Here is a 19,487-nt window from a genome sequence, read left to right as displayed (position 1 = left end):
AAAGACGGTATCCCGAAGTTGCAGGATACCGTCTTTTCATATGGCTGCCCATCATTTAGTTCCTTGTTTATTCGAAGTGAGCTCCCGAATCTGCCCATCGAGGACGGAGCTGGCTTTCTCCATAAACCGTGTGATGAGCTCAAGCTCTTCTGGTGTGTAGGTTGAAACGAGAGTAATCATTTCATTTTGCAGCGGCAAATATGTGTTGTAAACTTCTTCCTTATCTTCATAATCAGGAACGATGATCACCCTGCGCCTGTCATTGGGATCATTCTGCCTGCGGACGTATCCGAATTTTTCAAGCCGATCGACCAAAGCCGTAATGCTGCCGGTGGTGAGGCCTGTTTTTTTGGCAAGTTCTCCAGCAGTAATCGGACCGGTTTCACGCAGGATATCAACGGCGATGAAATCATGATTGTATAAACCGAGCGAGGTGGCGACCTTTTGCTGATAAAGGATCGTCCGCGTCCCCAGCCCCCGCATTGCCGAGACGAAATCTTGCTGCGAATCTGTCGCTGTGCCTTGATGCTGGTTCGACAAAAGTGAACCCTCCTTTAGCTGTATATCTTATATGCCTCCATTCTAACGAAATCTTTCACATCTTGTAAAGGAAGCATCCTGAATCGACCGGTAAAGCAAACTCGCGAGAAAAGCGCCGGAATTGGCGAGTAAATCGCTGAAATTGGCGAGTAAAAGTGCGAAATTGGCGAGTAAATCGCTGAAACTCGCGAGTAAAACGCCGAAATTGGCGAGTAAGGCACCGGAATTGGCGAGTAAGGCACAGAATTTAGAGCCAGCCGCCAAACTCGCGAGTAAAACGCCGAAATTGGCGAGAAAATCGCTGAAATTGGCGAGTAAGAGTGCGAAATTGGCGAGTAAGGCACCAAAATTTAGAGCCAGCCGCCAAACTCGCGAGTAAAAGCTCTGAAACTCTGAAATTGAGCACAAAACTTTCGAGAAAATGCTCTAAACTCATAATTTACCCATGAAGCTGTTATAAAGAGCATGCAGTAGATACGACACAAACACGCAGAGCATTCTTCTGAACTATTCTCTTGATTATCCATACAATTCCAGCGAATTAATACATAATGAAATTATCGGATTTGCTGTCGATAAACTTATAGGACGGCTTGAAGAAAAATATTAAAGAAGGATGGTCTATTTTTTATGAAGAGAAACGTATGGTTCAAGATGATTTTCGTGATGATGCTATCGCTTTCGCTTGGGTGGGGCAGTAGTGCGGTACAAGCTGCAGATACTGATTCAATAAGTGAAGGGATGTATACAGCAGGTGAGGGAATATCCGCTGGCTTGGCTGAATTCAGTATTGCAAGAGGGACTGCAATCATTACCATTACGAGGGATACGAACGAAGTGGTGAATGAAACGCTTAGTGATGAGGGGTATACACCTACCCGCTTTACGGTGCGCTTAAAGGCTGGAGATAAAATAGAAATCAATTTATACGATGGGGCGTCCACTATGGACGTCAGGCAAATCTCGAAAGTGGATTTGAGAAATATATCCGCCGGTTATTATGAGATAGGCACCGATATTCCTGCAGGTACTTATGCATTGGAGATTGACCATCCTGCGGAATACTATGATATGGCGTATATTGATATTTTAGATGGCCAATATGACCGAAAAGGTTCCTTTAGCCTCTATGGTTATGAAGAGCCTTATGAGTACAAGGCTTTAACAGGGGATAAAATCTACATCTCTTCATTGATCGGTACGATGAGTTTTAAAGAAAAAATCCTTGTTCCTAAAAGTATCACGTTAAGTAAGCCTAGTCTGACCCTGGTGGTGAACCAAGCCGCACAAGTAAAGGCCACGGTGTACCCGAGCAGTGCCATTAATAAAAATGTGAGCTGGACTGCGGGTGATTCCAGAATTGCGACAGTGGATGGAAAAGGAAATGTCAAAGCAGTTAAAGCCGGCAGGACAACCATCACAGCTACTGCAAAGGGTGATGCTTCCATTAAGAAAAGCATCGAAGTGACGGTGACGGATATTGTACCGACTAGTTTGAAGCTAAGTAAAACAGCTTTGAACATCTCGAATAACCAAACTTTTCAAGTAACGGCTACCGTAGCTCCAGGCAATGCTGCGAATAAAACGATTTTATGGAAAAGCTCGAATGCCAAAGTCGCTAAAGTCGATTCAAAAGGCAATATAAAAGGATTGGCAAACGGTTCGGCAACCATAACGGCGACTGCCAAAGCAAACACGAAGGTCATGAAAACCGTTGCCGTGAAGGTTTCGACGAAAACGGTGAAGGTGAATAAATCAAGCTTGTCCATCATGGCAGGCAAGACAGGAATCCTGACTGCGTCGGTGACACCCTCTGATAGCACAGACAAGACGGTGAAGTGGAAGTCCGCTAATACCAAAATTGCCACCGTCGATAGCAAAGGGAAGGTCACTGGCAAACAAAAAGGGACAACTACCGTTACGGCAACCGTTAAAGGGGCAAAGGATGCAAAGGTGAAGGTCACCGTTACAGCCCCGGTCATGGCAAAATCAATTAAAGTGAACAAAACTTCCGCGACTGTGTTAAAAGGTAAAACCTTGGCCTTATCCGCAACTGTTAGTCCGAGCAATACAACGAATAAAACGGTGAAGTGGAAATCGTCCCATACAAAAATAGCGAAGGTCGATAGTAAAGGGAAAGTGACCGCTATGGGAGTTGGGACGGCCAAAATAACGGCGACTACTGTAAATGGAAAATCAAGCGTCACCACGATTTATGTGCCGTATAGTAAAAGTTTAAGTGCAGGAAAATGGAAGGCAGGCAAAAATTTGCCGGCAGGACGTTATAAAATCACGACAAAATCGGGCAGCGGCAATTTATTTATCGCGGATAATAGCTACGATCGCTATGTAAATGAAATTCTATCAAATGAAGATGATGGTTATAGTGTAACGGCTGTTACTACGGATATTAAATCGGGGGACAGTATTGAAATAGCCGGACTGGACAGTGTACAGTTCACCAAAGTATCCCATGTTAAATCGAATACACTGCATGCTGGATACTGGACAGTCGGCAAAGATATAGCAGCGGGAAGATATAAAATAACGACACCAAGTTCAGCAGGGAATTTATTCATTTACAGGGGAGACTATTTACTTGTAAATGAAATCCTCTCCAATGAACGTGATGATTACATGGTAACAAGTGTAACGACCACGCTGAAAAATGGAGATCGCATTAATATTTCCGGCTTGAATAAGGTGAATTTCACAAAAAAATAGCATTCCAGGGAAGGAAAAAAGCTGCCGACATGATGTCGGCAGCTTTTTTTTAGTCTTTGCGAAGCTCCCCTGAATTCCTGATGAAGCTGATGATCATGCATACGACGATAATCGCGAATGATGCCAAGCCGCTGAACCATATGCTTTGAAATTCACTTGCATAAGGCTGGATGATGTAGGAGGAGGCGATGGCCAGGACTGCACTTATCGGAATGAAATTTGCGACCTTCCCTTTGCTGAATACGATTACGAGAATGGGTGCCAGCAGGGCCGAATAGATATTCCCGGAATAAAATAAAAGCTCCAGCAGGTTTGGGGAATAAAAGAGTGTGGCCAGGAAAATCAGGATGCCGACAGCGATGGATAAAAGATAGGCCATCCTGATTTTTTGCTGGTCGTTCGCCTGGTTCAAGCAGGGCTCGATCATATTGGCCACAATCAAGCTGACCAATGCATGCAGGCAGGCCCCGAATGTAGAGGTGATGGCACTGAAAGCACAAAGGACAAACAAGATGAAAAAGAATGGCGTCGTAATCTTGTTTGCCAGTCCTTCTAAAATGGAGTGAATATCCGTGAAGCCGCCTGTAAAGATCACCATGATGAACAAGGAAGAAAACGAGAGCGGGAATATGAGCCAGATCAGGCCTGACAGGGAAAAGGTTAAGGGCACCTTTTTCAGTTCAATCATGAACAAACGCTGCCATGACGTCAGGTCTAAAAAGAATTGGCCGAAGCCGACAAGAAGACCGGCAAAAATGAAGCTCCATAAATCATACTTATTGATCACCAGCATATAGGGATGGTAAAGGCGGATGCCATCATAAACGGGCTGGATGCCCTCTTTGACGAAAAAATATAAAGGAATCAAGATGACGGCGGCAAACATGAAAACGACTTGAAAAGCTGCGAAGCCATGAATGAGCTTCAGCCCGCCGAAGCCTGCAAAAAAGATACAAAAAGCGAAAAAGAAAAATAAACCGACATAGAGCGGTGTATCGAACAGGAACAGACATAGGGTGGAAGCGGCCATTCCCTGGATGAATAAAATGTGCAAGCTGGTGATGACCAGAATCGTAAGCATGATCCAATATCCCAATGGATGCAGCCTTGTTTTCAAATAATCCCCCATCGTCAGCCCATCCGGGAAGTCCTGGCGGACGCGCTTGCCGATGAAGCTGAACATGAACAGGGCGACGGCCCCCATGATCGCGTAGCCAATTCCTCCGAACACGCCGTACTTCACCATCGATTCAGGAGAAGATAAAATGGTGGTTCCCGTCACCCAGCGTGCCAGGAGGGAAATGATGCCCAAGCCCATACCGATTTGGATCGGGCCTTGTACGTATTCTTGAAATGTCCGTGATCGCAATGGTCATTTTCCTTTCTCGCGGAACTCCTTTGGTGTAATTCCCTCTATTTTGCGGAATAACGTGCTGAAATAATGCTGACTGTTGAAACCGGAGTTTTCGGCGACATCCGAAATGCTCCAGTTCGTGTTGGCGGTTAACGCCCTTTTAGCGGCTTTTATTCGATAGTGCATTAAATATTCGGAAAAGGAGGTGCCGACCTCTTCATGGAATTTCCGGCTTAAATATGTCGGGTTCGTATGCACTTCACGGGCGATGTCCGAAAGCGAGATTTTGTCCGCATAATTTTCATGAATGAATGATAGCGAATGTTGGATCAGGGTTGAATAGTTCTGGGTAGCGCCGCTTTCTTGATACTTGGATAGCACTTTATGCAATTCACTTTCGATGACCGGTTTCGTCAAGTAATCAACGACCCCGATCCTGATGGATTGCTGGGCATAATCGAAGCTTTGATGGGCGGTGACCATGATGATTTCCACATCCTTATTGAGCGTGCGCAAATCTTCACCAAATTCAAGGCCCGATCGCCCTGGAAGGTTGATGTCCAGGAAAGCGAGGTTGATTTTATGATTCTGGTTGAGTGTAAGTGCTTGAACAGCATCAGCGGCTTTATGGAACTTCCAAAAAGGGAAAATCGACTGGATCATATATTCCATTTGTTCAAGCACCAATGGTTCATCATCGACTAATAATACATTCATTCCGGTGCTGCCTCCTCCGATTTCGTATCAAAAACGAGTGGCCATGAAACCTCCACCTTTGTGCCGCATTCATCAGAAGCGATCGTTAATTGTGCACGGGTGCTGAAATACAAGTATAAACGTTTTTTGATATTGTCGAGGCCATGTCCGCCTTCCTCTGCAGCGGAAGTGTCATTCCCGCTGAACCCATTATCCTTCACCAACAGATACACCGTCTCCGATTCCAGATGGAATTGGATATGAAGAAGGGCTTCGCCCACCTTTTTTTCCAGACCGTGCTTGAATGAATTCTCCACCAATGTCTGGAGAATGAAAGGGGGGACCAGTGCGATCGTCAAGTGATCGGGACACGACATACCGATCTTAAGCCGGTCGCCAAAGCGAAGGCTTTGGATGTCGAGATAATGCTGCGTGTACTGAATTTCCTGGGCAAGGGGAATCAATGGCTCGGATGCTTTGTATTTGAATTTAAGGAATTGCGAAAATGCCTCCAGGGCCCGGATCAATTCGGCCTTCCTGTCCAGGCGGGCCAAGCCTAAAATGACATTCAGCGTATTGAACAAAAAGTGCGGCTGGATCTGCTGGTTCAGCTTATTATATTGTGCCTCCTGCAGTGCTTGCTCCAGCCGGATCTCTTTGTTTTTATTTTCAAGCAGGTCAATCCTCTTCTCGAAGATGAATAGAAATAAAAGCGCGATAGCCCCCATGATGGGAGCTAAAATGAAGAGCATGATGATGATGGTGAAACCCTCGTAACTTAGCATGGAGAACCTCTGCTGGTTATATTTTTAGAAGCCATTTGTCTATGTGTATCTTACTAAAGACTTTCGCGGAAATCTACAGCTTATGACACAATGTGACACGCGACTTGATGATTTTGTGTTGATCGTTTCAGTTCCGGTGCCTTCGTTTTGCAGATGTCCATCACAAACGGGCAACGTGTATGAAAGCGGCAGCCGCCCGGCGGGTCGATCGGTGAGGGGACATCCCCCGTCAAGAGGATCCGTTCCCTTTCCTGCACAGGATTCGGTACAGGGATCGCGGACAGCAGAGCCCGGGTATATGGGTGCTGCGGCTGTTCGAATATCGATTTCTTGTCGGCGATTTCGACGATCTTACCTAGATACATCACCATGACGCGATCCGAAATGTGACGAACGACACCTAGGTCATGCGATATGAATAGAAAGGTGAGCTCGAATTGCCGCTGCAATGTTTTCAAGAGATTCAGCACTTGTGCCTGAATGGAGACATCGAGTGCAGAGACCGCTTCATCGCAGATGATCAACTTCGGATCGACGGCAAGTGCCCGGGCGATCCCGATCCGCTGCCTTTGACCGCCGCTGAATTCATGCGGATATCTGTCCAATGCTTCCGGTCTCAGGCCGACATGGCCCAATAATTCCTCAATCCTGCTCCTGCGATGTCCTTTAGGCACTACATTTTGTATCGCCAAGGCTTCTCCGAGAATTTGCCCGATCGTCTGCCTGGGATTAAGGGAGGCGAAGGGATCCTGAAAGATGACCTGCAAATCCTTCCTCGTACTCCTCATTTCCTTTCTTCCCAAACTGAGCAGGTCCTTGCCCTGGAAATGTATGTGCCCGCTTGTCGGCTCATCCAATCGAAGGATGGCCCGTCCGGTCGTCGATTTGCCACAGCCGGATTCACCGACAATACTCAGTGTTTCCCCCTGATAAATATGGAAGCTGATGTCGTCGACGGCCTTTACATGATTAACGGTCCTGCCGAAAAAACCGCCCTTGATCGGGAAATATTGCTTCAATTGATCTACCTTTAGCAAAACCTTCTTGCCTTCCACTGCTGCGCCCATCATTGAACCCCCACTTTCTTTTCCGCTTCATATTCTTTTTCCCATTGCGGGGTATACATCCAGCAGCTGACCTTCGTATCGGGGCCGATTGATTCGAGATCCGGTACGGCTTGTTCGCAAATGCGCCTCGCATGTGCACAGCGTGGTGCAAAGCTGCAGCCCTTGGGCATATCGTACGGACTTGGCACGGTCCCAGGGATGGTGGTCAATTCCTCCTGATCCAGGTCGAGGCGGGGAAGGGAGTTCAATAATCCGATGGTGTAAGGATGTTTAGGGTTCGTGAAAATCTCTTTCGCCAGGGTGTATTCAACCATTTTACCGGCATACATCACCGCTACCCTGTCACATGTTTCATAGACGACACCTAAATCATGCGTGATTAAAATCACCGCCGTGCCGAAATCCTTTTGCAGCGTTTTGATCAGTTCCAGGATTTGGGCCTGAATCGTCACGTCAAGCGCCGTCGTCGGCTCATCCGCGATCAATACCTCAGGGTGGCAGGCGAGTGCCATGGCGATCATGACCCTTTGCCTCATTCCGCCGCTCAGTTCATGCGGCTCCTGCTTGGCCCTTTTTTCAGGAGAAGGAATCCCGACAAGCCGCAGCATGTCGACCGCCTTGTTCCACGCTTCCTTTTTCCCGAGCTTTTGGTGGAGCCGGATCGCTTCTGCAATCTGCTCCCCTGCTGAATATACCGGATTCAATGAGGTCATCGGCTCCTGAAAGATCATCGAAATTTCGTTCCCGCGAATCGCCCGCATTTGTTTTTCCGTCTTGGCCAGCAGATCCTCGCCTTTGAAAAGGATGCTGCCGCCGGTGATTTTACCGGGAGGGGATGGAATCAACCTTAACAGAGATAAGGAGGTGATGCTTTTTCCGCTTCCTGATTCCCCCACGATTCCAAGCGTTTCCCCTTTGTTCAGGGTGAAGCTGATGCCATTCACCGCTTTACTCGTTCCTTCGTCCGTGAAAAAGTGGGTGTGTAAATTTTTCACCTCGAGTATTGTTTCATCAACCTGTTTCATCACGTACCTCCCTAGTTTAAGTCTATTCGCTTGTTAAAGTATCGATAGAGGACATCCACGGCCAAGTTCATGAATACGAAGATGACGGAGGCAATCAGGACGCCGCCTTGGACCATCGGCAAATCCCTCGTCCTGATGGCATCGACGATCAATCGCCCAAGTCCGTTGATGGCAAATACGGATTCGGTCAGCACGGTGCCGCCAAGGAGTGCGCCGAACTGGAGGCCAACGACCGTAATGACGGGGATCAGCGCATTTTTCAGCCCGTGCTTATAAATGATGACATGCTCCTTCAAGCCTTTGGCTTTCGCGGTACGTATATAGTCCTGACGAACGACCTCAAGCATGCTTGACCTGGTCATCCTGGCGACGATCGCCGCTCCTCCCGCGCCGAGTGTAATCGCAGGCAGGATCATGTGCCTGAAGGTTCCCCAGCCTGATACGGGAAACCACTGAAGGTTGACGGAAAAAAAGTAGATGAGCATCAGCCCTAACCAAAAGCTAGGCAGGGAGATTCCTAATAAAGCAACGATCATGATGGAAATGTCAGCGGCAGAGTATTGCTTGGTCGCCGAAATGATGCCGGCCACCATTCCAAGCACGACGGTGATGAAAATACTGGCAAGTGCGAGTTCAAGGGTAACGGGCAAGCGGACCATGATTTCGTCAAGAACTGGACGGCTGCTGCGGAGGGATTCACCGAAATCGCCTTGTACGGCATGAATCACATAATCAATATATTGATAGAGGATGGGGCGGTCCAATCCAAGCTGGTGCCTGATCATTTCTATCGTTTCTTTGGTCGCACCTTCACCTGCAAGCAGGGTTGCCGGGTCACCGGGAACCATCTGCATGATGAGGAAGACGACTAAACTAACTCCTAACAATACCGGTATCGTTTGCAAAATGCGCCGGACGATGAATACGAACATGTTCTCTCCTCCTTATTTTTTCATTCTTGGGTCCAGTGCGTCCCTCAATCCATCCCCGAAGACATTGAAGCCAAGTACAAGTGTGGATATGGCGATCCCCGGAAATAATGCAATATGCGGAGCGCTGAACAAATAGTCCCGTCCGCTGCTTAACATCGCTCCCCATTCCGGTGAAGGGGGCTGCGCTCCCAGTCCGAGGAACGACAAGCCGGCTGCCGATAGAATGGCCGTTGCCAGGCGCAAGGTCGCTTGAACGATGACAGGTGAAAGGATATTAGGGAAAATGTGCTTGAATATGATCGTGAGGTCGGTGGCTCCCAATGCACGAACGGCGTCAATGTACTCAAGCTTCCTGACCGAAAGTGTGGAGCCCCTTACGATCCGGGCGAACATCGGAATTGAAAACACCCCGACCGCCACCATTACATTGATCAAGCTTGGTCCAAGGGCGCTTATGATCGCAAGGGCCAGCAATATTCCCGGGAAGGCGAGCAGGACATCGACGATCCTCATGATGACCGTATCGATCCATTTTCCATAATAACCGGCCGTCAGCCCCAACAGGATGCCGATGATGGCGCCGAAGAAAACGGAAACGAATCCCACCGTCAAGGAAAGGCGGGTCCCGTATAATAACCTGCTCAAAATATCTCTTCCCTTATCATCCGTCCCCATCCAATGCTCTGTTGTCGGAGGCTGAAGTTTATTCACCAAATCGATTTCATACGGGTCCTGCGGTGAAACGACAGGTGCAAAAATGGCCAATAAAATATAAAAAAGTACAATGTATCCGCCTACCAATGCCAATTTATTTCTTTTGAACTTTTTATAAAATGCTTTCCAGTTTTGTAGTTTTGCAGATTTGTTTTTGTTTAGCTTCATTCCGGGATTCTTGATTACAACCTCTGGCTTCATGGCAGTTCCTCCTTTTCTTTCATTTAATTTATTCAAAATAGGTATTGAAGTAAATATGATGCCGGAAAGCAGTAAAGATAATAAAAAAATGAGTAAAGATTCTGAAAATATAAAATTTTGTTTTTTCTTATAATTTGATTATGCCCGATGTACTCATTGTAAAAAGCTTCATGGATAACAAAGGGAAGTATGAAAGGGAGGAACAGCAATCATGAGAAAAGGTATGACTGGATTACTATTTGCAGCGTTATTATGTATCTCGGCGGTTTTATCCGGATGTACATCATCCGATCAAACCAGCAGCAAGAAACCGGAAAGGGAAGCGAAAGAAGGCGGGACATTGGTCGTTGCCCGCCTCTCAGATGCGACGACGCTTGATCCGCATTTCATTACGGACATTCCTTCGGCAAACGTCGTTTATGAGAAGGTATATGAAACCTTGGTCGTTCAGGACAAGGACATGAAACCACAGCCATTGCTCGCGAAGGAATGGAAGCAGCTTGATGATCTGACATGGGAGTTCAAGCTGCGTGAGGGCGTGAAGTTCCATGATGGGGCACCATTCAATGCTGAAGCGGTAAAAATGAATTTCGACAGGTTACTGGACCCGAAAACCTCTTCACCGCAGGCCGGTAAATTGGAAATGATCAAGGAAATCAAGGTAGTGGATGATACGACGGTACAGTTCAAACTGAAATATCCGTATGCTCCGCTGCTATCGATATTGGTCAGTAATGAAGGAAGCATCCTGAGTCCTAAGGCGATAAAAGAGCATAGTTATGAACTTGGCCAAAAGCCGGTTGGGACAGGACCATTCGTTTTCAAATCGTGGAAATCGGGAGAAGCGATCGAACTGGCAAAGAATGAAGACTATTGGGGAGAAAAACCGAAGATCGATGGCGTCGTATTCAAGGTCGTTCCTGAAGATGCAACGAGAATCGCGATGATCGAAACGGGTGAAGCACATGTGACCGACCAAGTGCCCGTGACGGAAATCGAGCGTATCGAGGCCTCGGACACGATGGGGCTGTATCGCACCGAAGGACTTGCCGTGGAGTATTTAAGCTTCAATGTCAAGAAAAAGCCGTTCGATGATGTGCGTGTCCGAAAAGCGGTCGCGCATGCGATCGAGGTCGATTCCATTATCAAAGGGGTATACAACGATGTGGGCACGAAGGCCAATTCAACGATGAGCCCTAAGGTTTTCGGCTATGACCCGAATATAAAAGGATACGATTATGATATAAATGAATCCAAAAAGCTATTGAAGGAAGCCAGAATCAAGGAAGGTATGGAGATTACGTTAACAACAAGTGACCGTAAGGAACGAATCAACATGGCAGAGGTGATCCAGTCCCAGTTAAAAGGTATTGGAATCAAGGTGAACATACAAGTTCTGGAGTATGGGGCTTACATTGACGCGACAGCCAAGGGTGAGCATCAGGTTTCCATAGGCGGCTGGGGCAATGCGACGGGCGACGGGGATTATAATCAATTCAATCTGTTTGACAGCAAATCGCAGGGTGCTGCCGGCAATAGCTCATTTTACAGCAATCCTGAGGTGGATAAGCTGATCGAAGCGGCGCGTCAGGAATCAAGCGGCGACAAGCGTAAGGAGCTTTATTCGAAGGCACAGGAAATCGAACGGGAAGAGGTGCCGTACGTTCCGATCCGTAACTATGAGCATCTCGCTGTTTATGGCGAAACGGTTAAAGGGCTGTGGCTGAACCCGGCAAATTATTTAATGCTCGATGACATAACCGTTCAGTAAGGAATGGAGCAAATGAGAAGGCGGCATACAGCGGATATGCTGCCTTCTCGATTAGGAGGGGAAATATGATCGATATGCTGCTCATTCATGGGACTGTGATTACCATGGATCTCAACAGACGTATCCTTTCGGACGGCGCCATCGCCATCAACGAAGGACGGATTTTGGACGTGGGTGTAACTGAGAAACTGTTATCGAAATATGAAGCAATAAAGGTCATTGATTGCAGCCATCAATGCATCTTGCCAGGATTGATCGATGTTCATGGGCATGGGGGACATTCCATGTTCAAGACCATCGCGATGGAGAATATCGATTTTTGGATGCCGATCATGACGAATACGTATAAGCATTTTGTAACCGATGATTTTTGGTACTACGAAGGAAAGCTCTCCGCCCTTGAGAGATTGAAGGCGGGCGTGACGACAGGTGTGAGTGTGTTAGGCTCGATGCCGCGATCCGATGACCCGATTTTCGCGATCAATCATGCAAAGGCTTACGCCGAGGTGGGGGTGAGGGAGGTTGTCTGCACGGGGCCATGCAACCCGCCATGGCCACATTCATTCAGCCGGTGGGTCGACGGGAAAAGAGTCGTGAAGGAGGTTATCTATGAAGAGGTATTAAAGGGAGCGGAAGCGGTGATCGAAGCACTGAATCATGCTAATGAAGACCGAACGAGGGCCTTCATTACCCCATTTGTCATCGTCACGTCGGTTGACCCTTCCAACCCTACAGCTCCTGACAGACTTTATGGGCTAAGTGATCATGACCTTCATCAAGCAAAAAGGATCAGGGAAATAGCCCGTAAATATGAGACGAGGATTCATTCCGATGCTTTTGGCGGGATGATTCATTTAGCGGTACAAGATAGAGAGAATGCCCTGTTGGGTCCGGATGTCCATTTACAGCATTGCCGCGGCATTTCCTTCGATGAGGCAAGGATACTCGCAGAAACGGGCACCAATGTCAGTGCTTCACCCGGATTTGGGCAGGTCCATGCCCGGACGCCGATCACGGAATTATTGGAAATGGGTGCAACGGTCGCCATTTCTACGGATGGGACCTCGCCTTCGACTAGCTTTGATATGTTCCAGGCGATGAGGAAAACCCAATTCGTTCACCAGGCGGCCCTTAGGGATTATTACTATCTGCCGCCAGGAAAACTGCTGGAAATGATTACGATCGATGCGGCAAAATGCATTGGCTGGGATGATGAACTCGGCTCGCTTGAGGTGGGGAAGAAAGCGGATGTGATCACGGTCAACTTGCATCAGCCGCATCTGGCTCCTGAATTCATGCATGTTCATCGGCTTGTTTTCCAAGCAGTGGCGAATGATGTCGAGCATGTCATCGTCGATGGGAAATTAATCATGGAGGGGAGGAAGGTCCAAACCGTTCATGAAAGTACCGTGCTCGACGAAGCGAATGAAGAAGCCTTTTCGACGATTAAGCGCGCGGGGCTTGAAAAGTATATGAAGCCAACGAAATATTTCTGGGGACATGCCAGGGCCTATGTCGATGAAAGGAGATATAACGAACGGGAAAACGCTGCGGCAATGCGGGGAGGGGAAGCGAATGAAAACGAAGCTTAAAGGAAGATATGTGATTGGCTATGATGGCTGCGATCATGTCATTTTGGAAAACGCGGAGATCGTATACGAAGGGGATACGATTTTGTATGTAGGAAAAAAGTATCCGCAAGAAGTGGATGAGGTGCTGGATGCCGGCAACGCGATCCTTAGCCCCGGCTTCATCGACTTGAATGCCTTAGGGGACATTGACCATGATTTATTGCATTTCGAGGCTGGCTCCGATAGGCAGAAAAATCTGCTTTGGTCGGAGGAGTATGTCAAAAGCGGCCATCCCGAATGGATGTCCAAAGAAGATGAGGCCTTCAAATCCCTGTATGCCTATTCCCAGCTCATCCTTCATGGCGTTACGACGGCGATGCCGATTACCTCCGTTTTTTATAAAAGCTGGGCGGAAACCTATGAGGAGTTGGCAGCTGCGGCGGAGCATGCAGCTGGACTGGGGTTAAGGATTTACTTGGGATCAAGCTACCAATCCGGAATCAGGGCCGTCCAGCCTAACGGCAAGGTAAAACTCCATTGGGATGAAAAGGCCGGTGAAGCCGGATTGCGCAGGGCGGTCGAGTTTGTCGAAACATTCGATGGCGCCTATGATGGCCTGGTCAGAGGGATGCTTGCCCCGGAACGTATAGAGTGCCAAACAACAACTAGTTTAAAACAGACCAAATCTTACAGCGATAAATTGGGAATACCGATCAAGCTTCATGCGGCCCAGGGGAGCTTTGAATTCGAGACGATATGGAAAGCACATCAGGTGACACCGATTCAATATTTGTACGATCTTGGTTTCCTTGGTCCCAGTACGGGAATTCCTCACGCCCATTATATTTCAGGATACAGCCGGGCGAAATATGACCAGGGTGATGACCTGGCGCTTCTCAAGGAAACGAAGGCAACGGTGATCCATTGCCCGCTGATCATCGCAAGGCATGGCGAGGCGCTGGAATCCTTCGCTACATATAAAAGGGCAGGCATCAATATCGCTTTGGGAACGGATACATTCCCTCCAGATATGTTCCAGAACGTAAGGGTAGGCAGCATGCTTTCCCGAATCGCGGAAAACGAAGTGGATGGATCTGCGTATGCTGATTTGTTTCGGTCCGCGACTCTTGATGCAGCGGCTTTTCTTGGCAGGGGTGATTTAGGGCGGCTTGCACCTGGGGCAAAGGCCGATATCATTGCAATCAGCCTCGACAGCCTTCATATGGGTGTGACCGATGACCCGATCCGAACCATGTTCGTAAGCGGGTCCGGGAGGGACGTTACCTTATCGATCATAAATGGAAGGACCGTCATGAAAGATCAACGGATTCCTGATCTTGATTTGAACGAGATCAAAACTAGGGGACAACGATATTTTAATAGGATGAGAAGCGGATATATGGCAAGGGATTATCAGAAGCTTCCCGAGCATCAGCTGTTTAAGCCGTCATTTAAGAGGGTGGAATCGATCCATTCAAAATAAGTAAAGAAATTGCAAAACATCGTAAATATATTCACGCTAAATAGTCAGAATATTTCTTATAATTAGATAAATAATTAAAATAATGAAAGCGGGAGGTCATGGTCCATGGCGGTAAATCTTGGCATTGGCAGGCTTATTCTAGTTTTATTCTTCGCAATTCTCATGACAGGCTGTTCATCCAACAATGACGTTAGCAAAACAGCGAGTGATTCAAGCAGTGCAGCAAAGGAAGGGGGCACGTTGGTCATTGCCCGCTTATCGGATGCCGAGAATCTGGATCAGCAGTTCATGTCGACGATCAATGCTGCCAGTGTCACGCACCATAAGATTTATGAAGGACTTGTGCAAAGGGATAAAAATGGCGACATCCAGCCTATGCTCGCAAAATCGTGGAAGCAAATAGATGATACGACCTGGGAATTCAAGCTGAGGGAGGACGTAACGTTTCATGATGGTACACCATTCAATGCAGATGCGGTAAAAAAGACGTTCGATCGATTATTGGATCCGGCGGTTGCCTCTCCCAGAGCGTTCGTGTTCGAAATGGTTCAAGAAGTGAAGCCGGTTGATGAATATACGGTGCAATTCAAACTCAAGGAGCCTTTTTCCCCGCTGCTTTCGATCCTGGCGAATCACGAAGGAGGGATCATCAGCCCGAAAACGATCGAGAAGTATGGCAAGAAGATCATTCAGGAGCCGAGCGGAACAGGTCCTTTCGTGTTTGATACATGGTCCCCGGGGCAGGAAATCACCTTGGTGAAGAACAAAGCTTATTGGGGAAATGAGCCAAAAGTGGACAAGGTCATTTTCAAGGTCGTCCCTGAAGATTCGACCCGGATATCGATGATCGAAACCGGTGAAGCACAGATCGCGGAGCCGCTTCCGATAGCGGTCATGGATCAAGTGGAGTCATCAGCGGCAATGGATGTTTACCGCAGTGAAGGATATGGCACCGAATATTTGGGGTTCAATGTCAAGAATGAACCATTTAATGATGTCCGCGTCCGTAAAGCGATTGCCCATGCCACTGAAATGGATTCAATCATTAAAGGTGTCTTCAATAATGTCGGAGTTAAGGCGAACTCCTTGATGGGCTCTAAAGTGTTTGGCTATGATGCAAGCTTGGAAGCCTATGATTATAATCTCAAGGAAGCCAAAAAGCTGATGGCCGAAGCGGGATATTCAAAAGGCTTGAATGCTACGATCCTCACGATGGACAGCAAAGAAAGAGTCAACTTGGCCGAGGTCCTGCAATCGCAGCTAAAAGGAATCGGAATCAACTTGAAGGTACAGGTCATGGAGTACGGTTCGTTCGTGGAACAAGTGAATAAAGGGCAATCGGAAATGTTCATCATCAGCTGGAGAAATGCGACAGGTGATGCCGATTATAATCAATACAATCTATTCCATACGAATTCACAGGGAGCGGCCGGAAATACATTCTTTTATAGCAACCAAAAGGTTGACAACTTGATAGATGCAGCCAGAAAAGAAAAAGTAGAAGAAAAGCGCAAGGAACTATATGCAGAGGCACAGGAAATCGAGATGGCGGATACCCCATATATTCCGGTAAGGGTCATTGAAAATATGGCTGCTGTCGCGAAGGACGTAAAAGGCTTCTCGATCAGCCCATCAGGCTATCTCGAAATTAATGAAGTGACGATAAAGTGATGAAAGCAATCGGCCCGCCCCCATATAGGCTGGACTCGGTTTGTTGATGAAAAGGCTTCTGAGACCGTCTTCAGAAGCCTTTTTGTTTTGCTTGCATACGTTAGCTTGTCCCCGTTTTGTGTGAAAACGAAGATGGAATTGCGGTTACGCGCCCATTTTTTTTCACCTGCCTCCAATTCGATGCAATGCTTAAATTCGCGAGTAAAAGCACAAAACTCGCGAGTAAAGTGGATGAATTGGCGAGTAAAAGTGCCAAATTCGCGAGTAATGCTCCGAAATGGGGTAGTCTTTTTCATTTACTGAATAGGTAAAAATAACGTAAAAATGAGTAAAAATTCTGAAATTATCCTAAAGGCATTATGCTTATAATGAAAGGGATGCTTGTTCAATCTGTAAGGGAAGGGTGAGTTTTATTGTCACAATCGTATTGGTTGACGAATGTTCGGTTGGAAGAAGGCTTTACGTACAATGAAAATGAAGTGATCACCGGTACTGAAGCGAGGAATTATCACGTTAAAATTGAAAATGGGAGGATATCAGCGATTTTATCGGCTAATGAGTCTATACCAGATCAAGATTCCCAGCATGATGCCGGGGGCCTGCTGATGGCTCCTTCGTTTAAGGAAATGCATATCCATATCGATAAAACGTACTACGGCGGGCCGTGGAAGGCTTGCATACCTGCCGTAAACGGGGTGAAAACGCGGATAGAGGAAGAGCAGGCGTTACTTCCTCAGCTGTTGCCTACCGCCAAGGCAAGAGCGGAAAAAATGCTCGATTTATTACTCGGTTTCGGTTCTACGCATATTCGCACCCACTGTAATGTAGATCCCGTAATTGGACTGAAAAACTTGGAGGCGACCATTCAAGCGCTGGAAGGATACAAAGACAAATTGACGTACGAAATCGTCGCCTTTCCTCAGCACGGCCTTTTACGCTCCAATTCCGTCGGGCTGATAAGGGAGGCCATGAAAAATGGGGCCAACCTTGTAGGCGGTGTCGACCCTGCGACCATTGACGAAAATATCGAGAAATCGCTTGATACGATCATGGATATTGCGGTCGAATCGAATTCCGATATTGATGTTCACCTTCATGATCCGGATCAGCTTGGACTATTCACCATGCAGCGGCTAGCTTCGATGACGGAAGAGGCGGGATGGCAGGGCAGGGTGACAGTGAGCCACGCCAGCGGGTTGGCAGATCTTTCGGTTCCGGAGGCGACGGGAATAGCGGAGAGATTTTCGGAACTCGGCATTTCGATTACCTCCACGGTGCCGATCTTCAGAACGATCCCGATCCCGCTGCTCCGTGAAAAAGGAGTGAAGGTCGAACTGGGCAATGACAGCATCACGGATCATTGGACGCCATTCGGGATCGGTGACAATCTGGAAAAGGTCGGCCGCCTTGCCGAGCGGTTCCGCATGATTGAAGAACGGTCCTTGGCAAGCAGCCTGCAGCACATAACAGGGGGAACGACCGCATTGAACGGGGAAGGCGTCAGAACCTGGCCTAATGTTGGCGATGAGGCGAACATCGTCCTGCTAAAAGCAAGCTGTTCGGCAGAAGCAGTGGCTAGAAGAGCGAAGCGGGCCGCTGTCATCTTCAGGGGCAATGTCGTCAGCGGGTCGATTTCAGCTTTTGAGGCGACGAATGTTTAATCTTCTATTAAAGAGAGTGATGTAATGGATAAAGGATACTGGCTAGCCAACGTTACGCTTGAGGGCGGATATGTTTATGAGGATGGACGAATCGAGGGAACGGAGACGGCTGTATACCATATCCGGATCAGCGATGGGGTGATTGCAGAATTGCAAGTGGCTCAAGGCGTGCCTTTGCAGACGGATTTGCCCGTACAAGATGCCAACAAGCTGCTTGCTCTTCCTCCTTTTAAAGAGATGCATAACCATCTGGACAAAACCTATTTAGGACTTCCATGGAAATCATGCACACCTGTGCAGAATTTAACGGAACGATTGAGCCTGGAAGCGGCGGAGCTTGCCGACTTGGCACGGACCGGGCAGCATCGTGCGGAACAAATGCTCCAGCTTTTGCTGCAAGGGGGCGCGACACATGTCCGGACTCATGTGAATGTCGATCCTTATATTGGGTTGGAGAACTTGGAAGAAGTGCAAAAAGCATTAGACCGCTTCAAAGGCAAAATGACACATGAAATCGTGGCTTTTCCCCAGCACGGTCTGCTCCGGACAAATTCGGCCGGGTTGATGAGGCAAGCGATGAAAGCGGGGGCATCGATTGTGGGCGGCTTAGATCCGGGCGGAATCGATCAGAATATTGAAGCCTCGCTAGATGAAATGATGAACATAGCTGTGGAATTTGATGCAGATATTGATATGCATCTGCATGATCCGGGGCACCTTGGGTTTTATACGATCAAGAAATTTGCCTCCTTGATCGATGAAGCGGGATGGAAAAATCGGGCGGCCATCAGCCATGCTTTTGCACTTGGTGATGTTTCGGTTGAAGAATCTGCTGATATGGCCGATGAATTGGCAAGCCTGGGAATTTCGATCATGTCTACGGTGCCGATCAACCGGGTCATGCCGCGAATCGATGTTCTGCATGAAAAAGGTGTTCAGGTGGCTCTTGGCTGTGATGGGTTTTATGACTCCTGGTCTCCATTCGGCACAGGCGATATGCTGGAAAAGGCAGGCCGGTTAGCCGAGAGGTACAAATGGAAGGATGAATATTCATTGTCTCAATCGCTCCAATACATCACAGGAGGCATCAAGACTCTGGATCGTGAAGGAAATCGTTCCTGGCCGAAGATTGGCGATGAGGCAAGCATGGTATTGGTGGAGGCATCATGCTCCGCCGAGGCAGTGGCAAGAAGATCGAGAAGGGCAGCGGTCATTTCCGGCGGGAGCCTGATTTACGGTGGTTTGAACAGGGAAACGACGTTGGTATAGAATGGAAGGTTAAGAAAGGATGA

General features: G+C 47.8%; 17 protein-coding genes. 9 read left to right on the top strand and 8 right to left on the bottom strand.

The annotated features are described in order from the left end of the window. Positions 1 to 51: 51 nt before the first annotated feature. Positions 52 to 483: a MarR family winged helix-turn-helix transcriptional regulator gene (locus QNI08_RS10490; protein ID WP_285767506.1), complete on the bottom strand. Its 432-nt coding sequence runs from the start codon at positions 481 to 483 to the stop codon at positions 52 to 54. A gap of 178 nt (positions 484 to 661) precedes the next feature. On the opposite strand from QNI08_RS10490, the gene QNI08_RS10485 reads away from it, so the two are divergent. Continuing rightward, positions 662 to 919, top strand: coding sequence for a hypothetical protein (locus QNI08_RS10485; RefSeq protein WP_285767368.1), 258 nt, complete (start codon positions 662 to 664; stop codon positions 917 to 919). A gap of 251 nt (positions 920 to 1,170) precedes the next feature. Beyond that, a complete protein-coding gene (locus QNI08_RS10480; RefSeq protein ID WP_285767367.1) occupies positions 1,171 to 3,264 on the top strand; it encodes an Ig-like domain-containing protein in 2,094 nt (697 codons plus the stop codon). A 49-nt stretch (positions 3,265 to 3,313) separates the two neighbouring features. Here the strand turns inward: QNI08_RS10480 and QNI08_RS10475 are convergent, their stop codons facing one another. The 7 genes from QNI08_RS10475 to nikC form a co-directional block, all read right to left on the bottom strand. Next, positions 3,314 to 4,633 (bottom strand): SLC5/6 family protein, encoded by a 1,320-nt coding sequence (locus QNI08_RS10475; RefSeq protein WP_285767366.1) that lies wholly within the window; start codon positions 4,631 to 4,633, stop codon positions 3,314 to 3,316. 3 nt (positions 4,634 to 4,636) lie between these two features. Beyond that, entirely contained in the window at positions 4,637 to 5,335 is a 699-nt protein-coding gene (locus tag QNI08_RS10470) for a response regulator transcription factor (RefSeq protein ID WP_285767365.1), read from the bottom strand. Continuing rightward, a complete protein-coding gene (locus tag QNI08_RS10465) occupies positions 5,332 to 6,099 on the bottom strand; it encodes a sensor histidine kinase (protein ID WP_285767364.1) in 768 nt (255 codons plus the stop codon). The genes QNI08_RS10470 and QNI08_RS10465 overlap by 4 nt, the downstream gene beginning before the upstream one ends. A gap of 80 nt (positions 6,100 to 6,179) precedes the next feature. Further along, positions 6,180 to 7,169, bottom strand: coding sequence for an ABC transporter ATP-binding protein (locus QNI08_RS10460; RefSeq protein ID WP_285767363.1), 990 nt, complete (start codon positions 7,167 to 7,169; stop codon positions 6,180 to 6,182). After that, the gene (locus QNI08_RS10455; protein WP_285767362.1) at positions 7,166 to 8,191 is read right to left on the bottom strand and encodes an ABC transporter ATP-binding protein; all 1,026 of its coding nucleotides are present in this window, start codon (positions 8,189 to 8,191) and stop codon (positions 7,166 to 7,168) included. The genes QNI08_RS10460 and QNI08_RS10455 overlap by 4 nt, the downstream gene beginning before the upstream one ends. Before the next feature lie 11 nt (positions 8,192 to 8,202). Further along, on the bottom strand, positions 8,203 to 9,123 hold the full coding sequence (nikB, locus tag QNI08_RS10450) for a nickel ABC transporter permease (RefSeq protein ID WP_285767361.1): 921 nt from the start codon (positions 9,121 to 9,123) through the stop codon (positions 8,203 to 8,205). 12 nt (positions 9,124 to 9,135) lie between these two features. Next, entirely contained in the window at positions 9,136 to 10,005 is an 870-nt protein-coding gene (gene nikC / locus QNI08_RS10445) for a nickel transporter permease (protein WP_285767505.1), read from the bottom strand. A 244-nt stretch (positions 10,006 to 10,249) separates the two neighbouring features. On the opposite strand from nikC, the gene QNI08_RS10440 reads away from it, so the two are divergent. The 7 genes from QNI08_RS10440 (at position 10,250) to QNI08_RS10410 (ending at position 19,464) form a co-directional block, all read left to right on the top strand. Next, positions 10,250 to 11,809, top strand: a complete 1,560-nt coding sequence (locus QNI08_RS10440) for a glutathione ABC transporter substrate-binding protein (protein WP_285767360.1) — start codon at positions 10,250 to 10,252, stop codon at positions 11,807 to 11,809. A gap of 65 nt (positions 11,810 to 11,874) precedes the next feature. Next, on the top strand, positions 11,875 to 13,401 hold the full coding sequence (locus tag QNI08_RS10435; protein WP_285767359.1) for an amidohydrolase family protein: 1,527 nt from the start codon (positions 11,875 to 11,877) through the stop codon (positions 13,399 to 13,401). Further along, complete coding sequence (locus QNI08_RS10430; protein WP_285767358.1) at positions 13,385 to 14,863, top strand: chlorohydrolase family protein; 1,479 nt, start codon at positions 13,385 to 13,387, stop codon at positions 14,861 to 14,863. The genes QNI08_RS10435 and QNI08_RS10430 overlap by 17 nt, the downstream gene beginning before the upstream one ends. Positions 14,864 to 14,968: 105 nt before the next feature. Next, positions 14,969 to 16,534 carry a glutathione ABC transporter substrate-binding protein gene (locus tag QNI08_RS10425; protein WP_285767357.1) on the top strand — a complete coding sequence of 522 codons (1,566 nt, stop codon included), beginning with the start codon at positions 14,969 to 14,971 and terminating at the stop codon, positions 16,532 to 16,534. Positions 16,535 to 16,650: 116 nt separating this feature from the next. Next, positions 16,651 to 16,845 carry a hypothetical protein gene (locus QNI08_RS10420; protein WP_285767356.1) on the top strand — a complete coding sequence of 65 codons (195 nt, stop codon included), beginning with the start codon at positions 16,651 to 16,653 and terminating at the stop codon, positions 16,843 to 16,845. Between the two features lie 102 nt (positions 16,846 to 16,947). Beyond that, positions 16,948 to 18,195, top strand: coding sequence for an amidohydrolase family protein (locus QNI08_RS10415; protein WP_285767355.1), 1,248 nt, complete (start codon positions 16,948 to 16,950; stop codon positions 18,193 to 18,195). Between the two features lie 24 nt (positions 18,196 to 18,219). Beyond that, positions 18,220 to 19,464: an amidohydrolase gene (locus QNI08_RS10410; protein WP_285767354.1), complete on the top strand. Its 1,245-nt coding sequence runs from the start codon at positions 18,220 to 18,222 to the stop codon at positions 19,462 to 19,464. Positions 19,465 to 19,487 lie beyond the last annotated feature (23 nt).

The sequence above is a fragment of the Peribacillus folii genome (assembly GCF_030271255.1).
Classification (GTDB): domain Bacteria; phylum Bacillota; class Bacilli; order Bacillales; family DSM-1321; genus Peribacillus.
Note: the sequence above shows the minus strand (reverse complement) of the source record. Positions and strands in the feature narration are given on the sequence as shown.

What these genes read in the sequence shown, in the direction of transcription:
- QNI08_RS10490 (WP_285767506.1), bottom strand. Translation starts at nt 483, where the DNA reads ATGCGGGGGCTGGGGACGCGGACGATCCTTTATCAGCAAAAGGTCGCC.
- QNI08_RS10480 (WP_285767367.1), top strand. Translation starts at nt 1,171, where the DNA reads ATGAAGAGAAACGTATGGTTCAAGATGATTTTCGTGATGATGCTATCG.
- QNI08_RS10470 (WP_285767365.1), bottom strand. Translation starts at nt 5,335, where the DNA reads ATGAATGTATTATTAGTCGATGATGAACCATTGGTGCTTGAACAAATG.
- QNI08_RS10465 (WP_285767364.1), bottom strand. Translation starts at nt 6,099, where the DNA reads ATGCTAAGTTACGAGGGTTTCACCATCATCATCATGCTCTTCATTTTA.
- QNI08_RS10460 (WP_285767363.1), bottom strand. Translation starts at nt 7,169, where the DNA reads ATGATGGGCGCAGCAGTGGAAGGCAAGAAGGTTTTGCTAAAGGTAGAT.
- QNI08_RS10455 (WP_285767362.1), bottom strand. Translation starts at nt 8,191, where the DNA reads ATGAAACAGGTTGATGAAACAATACTCGAGGTGAAAAATTTACACACC.
- nikB (WP_285767361.1), bottom strand. Translation starts at nt 9,123, where the DNA reads ATGTTCGTATTCATCGTCCGGCGCATTTTGCAAACGATACCGGTATTG.
- nikC (WP_285767505.1), bottom strand. Translation starts at nt 10,005, where the DNA reads ATGAAGCTAAACAAAAACAAATCTGCAAAACTACAAAACTGGAAAGCA.
- QNI08_RS10440 (WP_285767360.1), top strand. Translation starts at nt 10,250, where the DNA reads ATGAGAAAAGGTATGACTGGATTACTATTTGCAGCGTTATTATGTATC.
- QNI08_RS10435 (WP_285767359.1), top strand. Translation starts at nt 11,875, where the DNA reads ATGATCGATATGCTGCTCATTCATGGGACTGTGATTACCATGGATCTC.
- QNI08_RS10430 (WP_285767358.1), top strand. Translation starts at nt 13,385, where the DNA reads ATGAAAACGAAGCTTAAAGGAAGATATGTGATTGGCTATGATGGCTGC.
- QNI08_RS10425 (WP_285767357.1), top strand. Translation starts at nt 14,969, where the DNA reads ATGGCGGTAAATCTTGGCATTGGCAGGCTTATTCTAGTTTTATTCTTC.
- QNI08_RS10410 (WP_285767354.1), top strand. Translation starts at nt 18,220, where the DNA reads ATGGATAAAGGATACTGGCTAGCCAACGTTACGCTTGAGGGCGGATAT.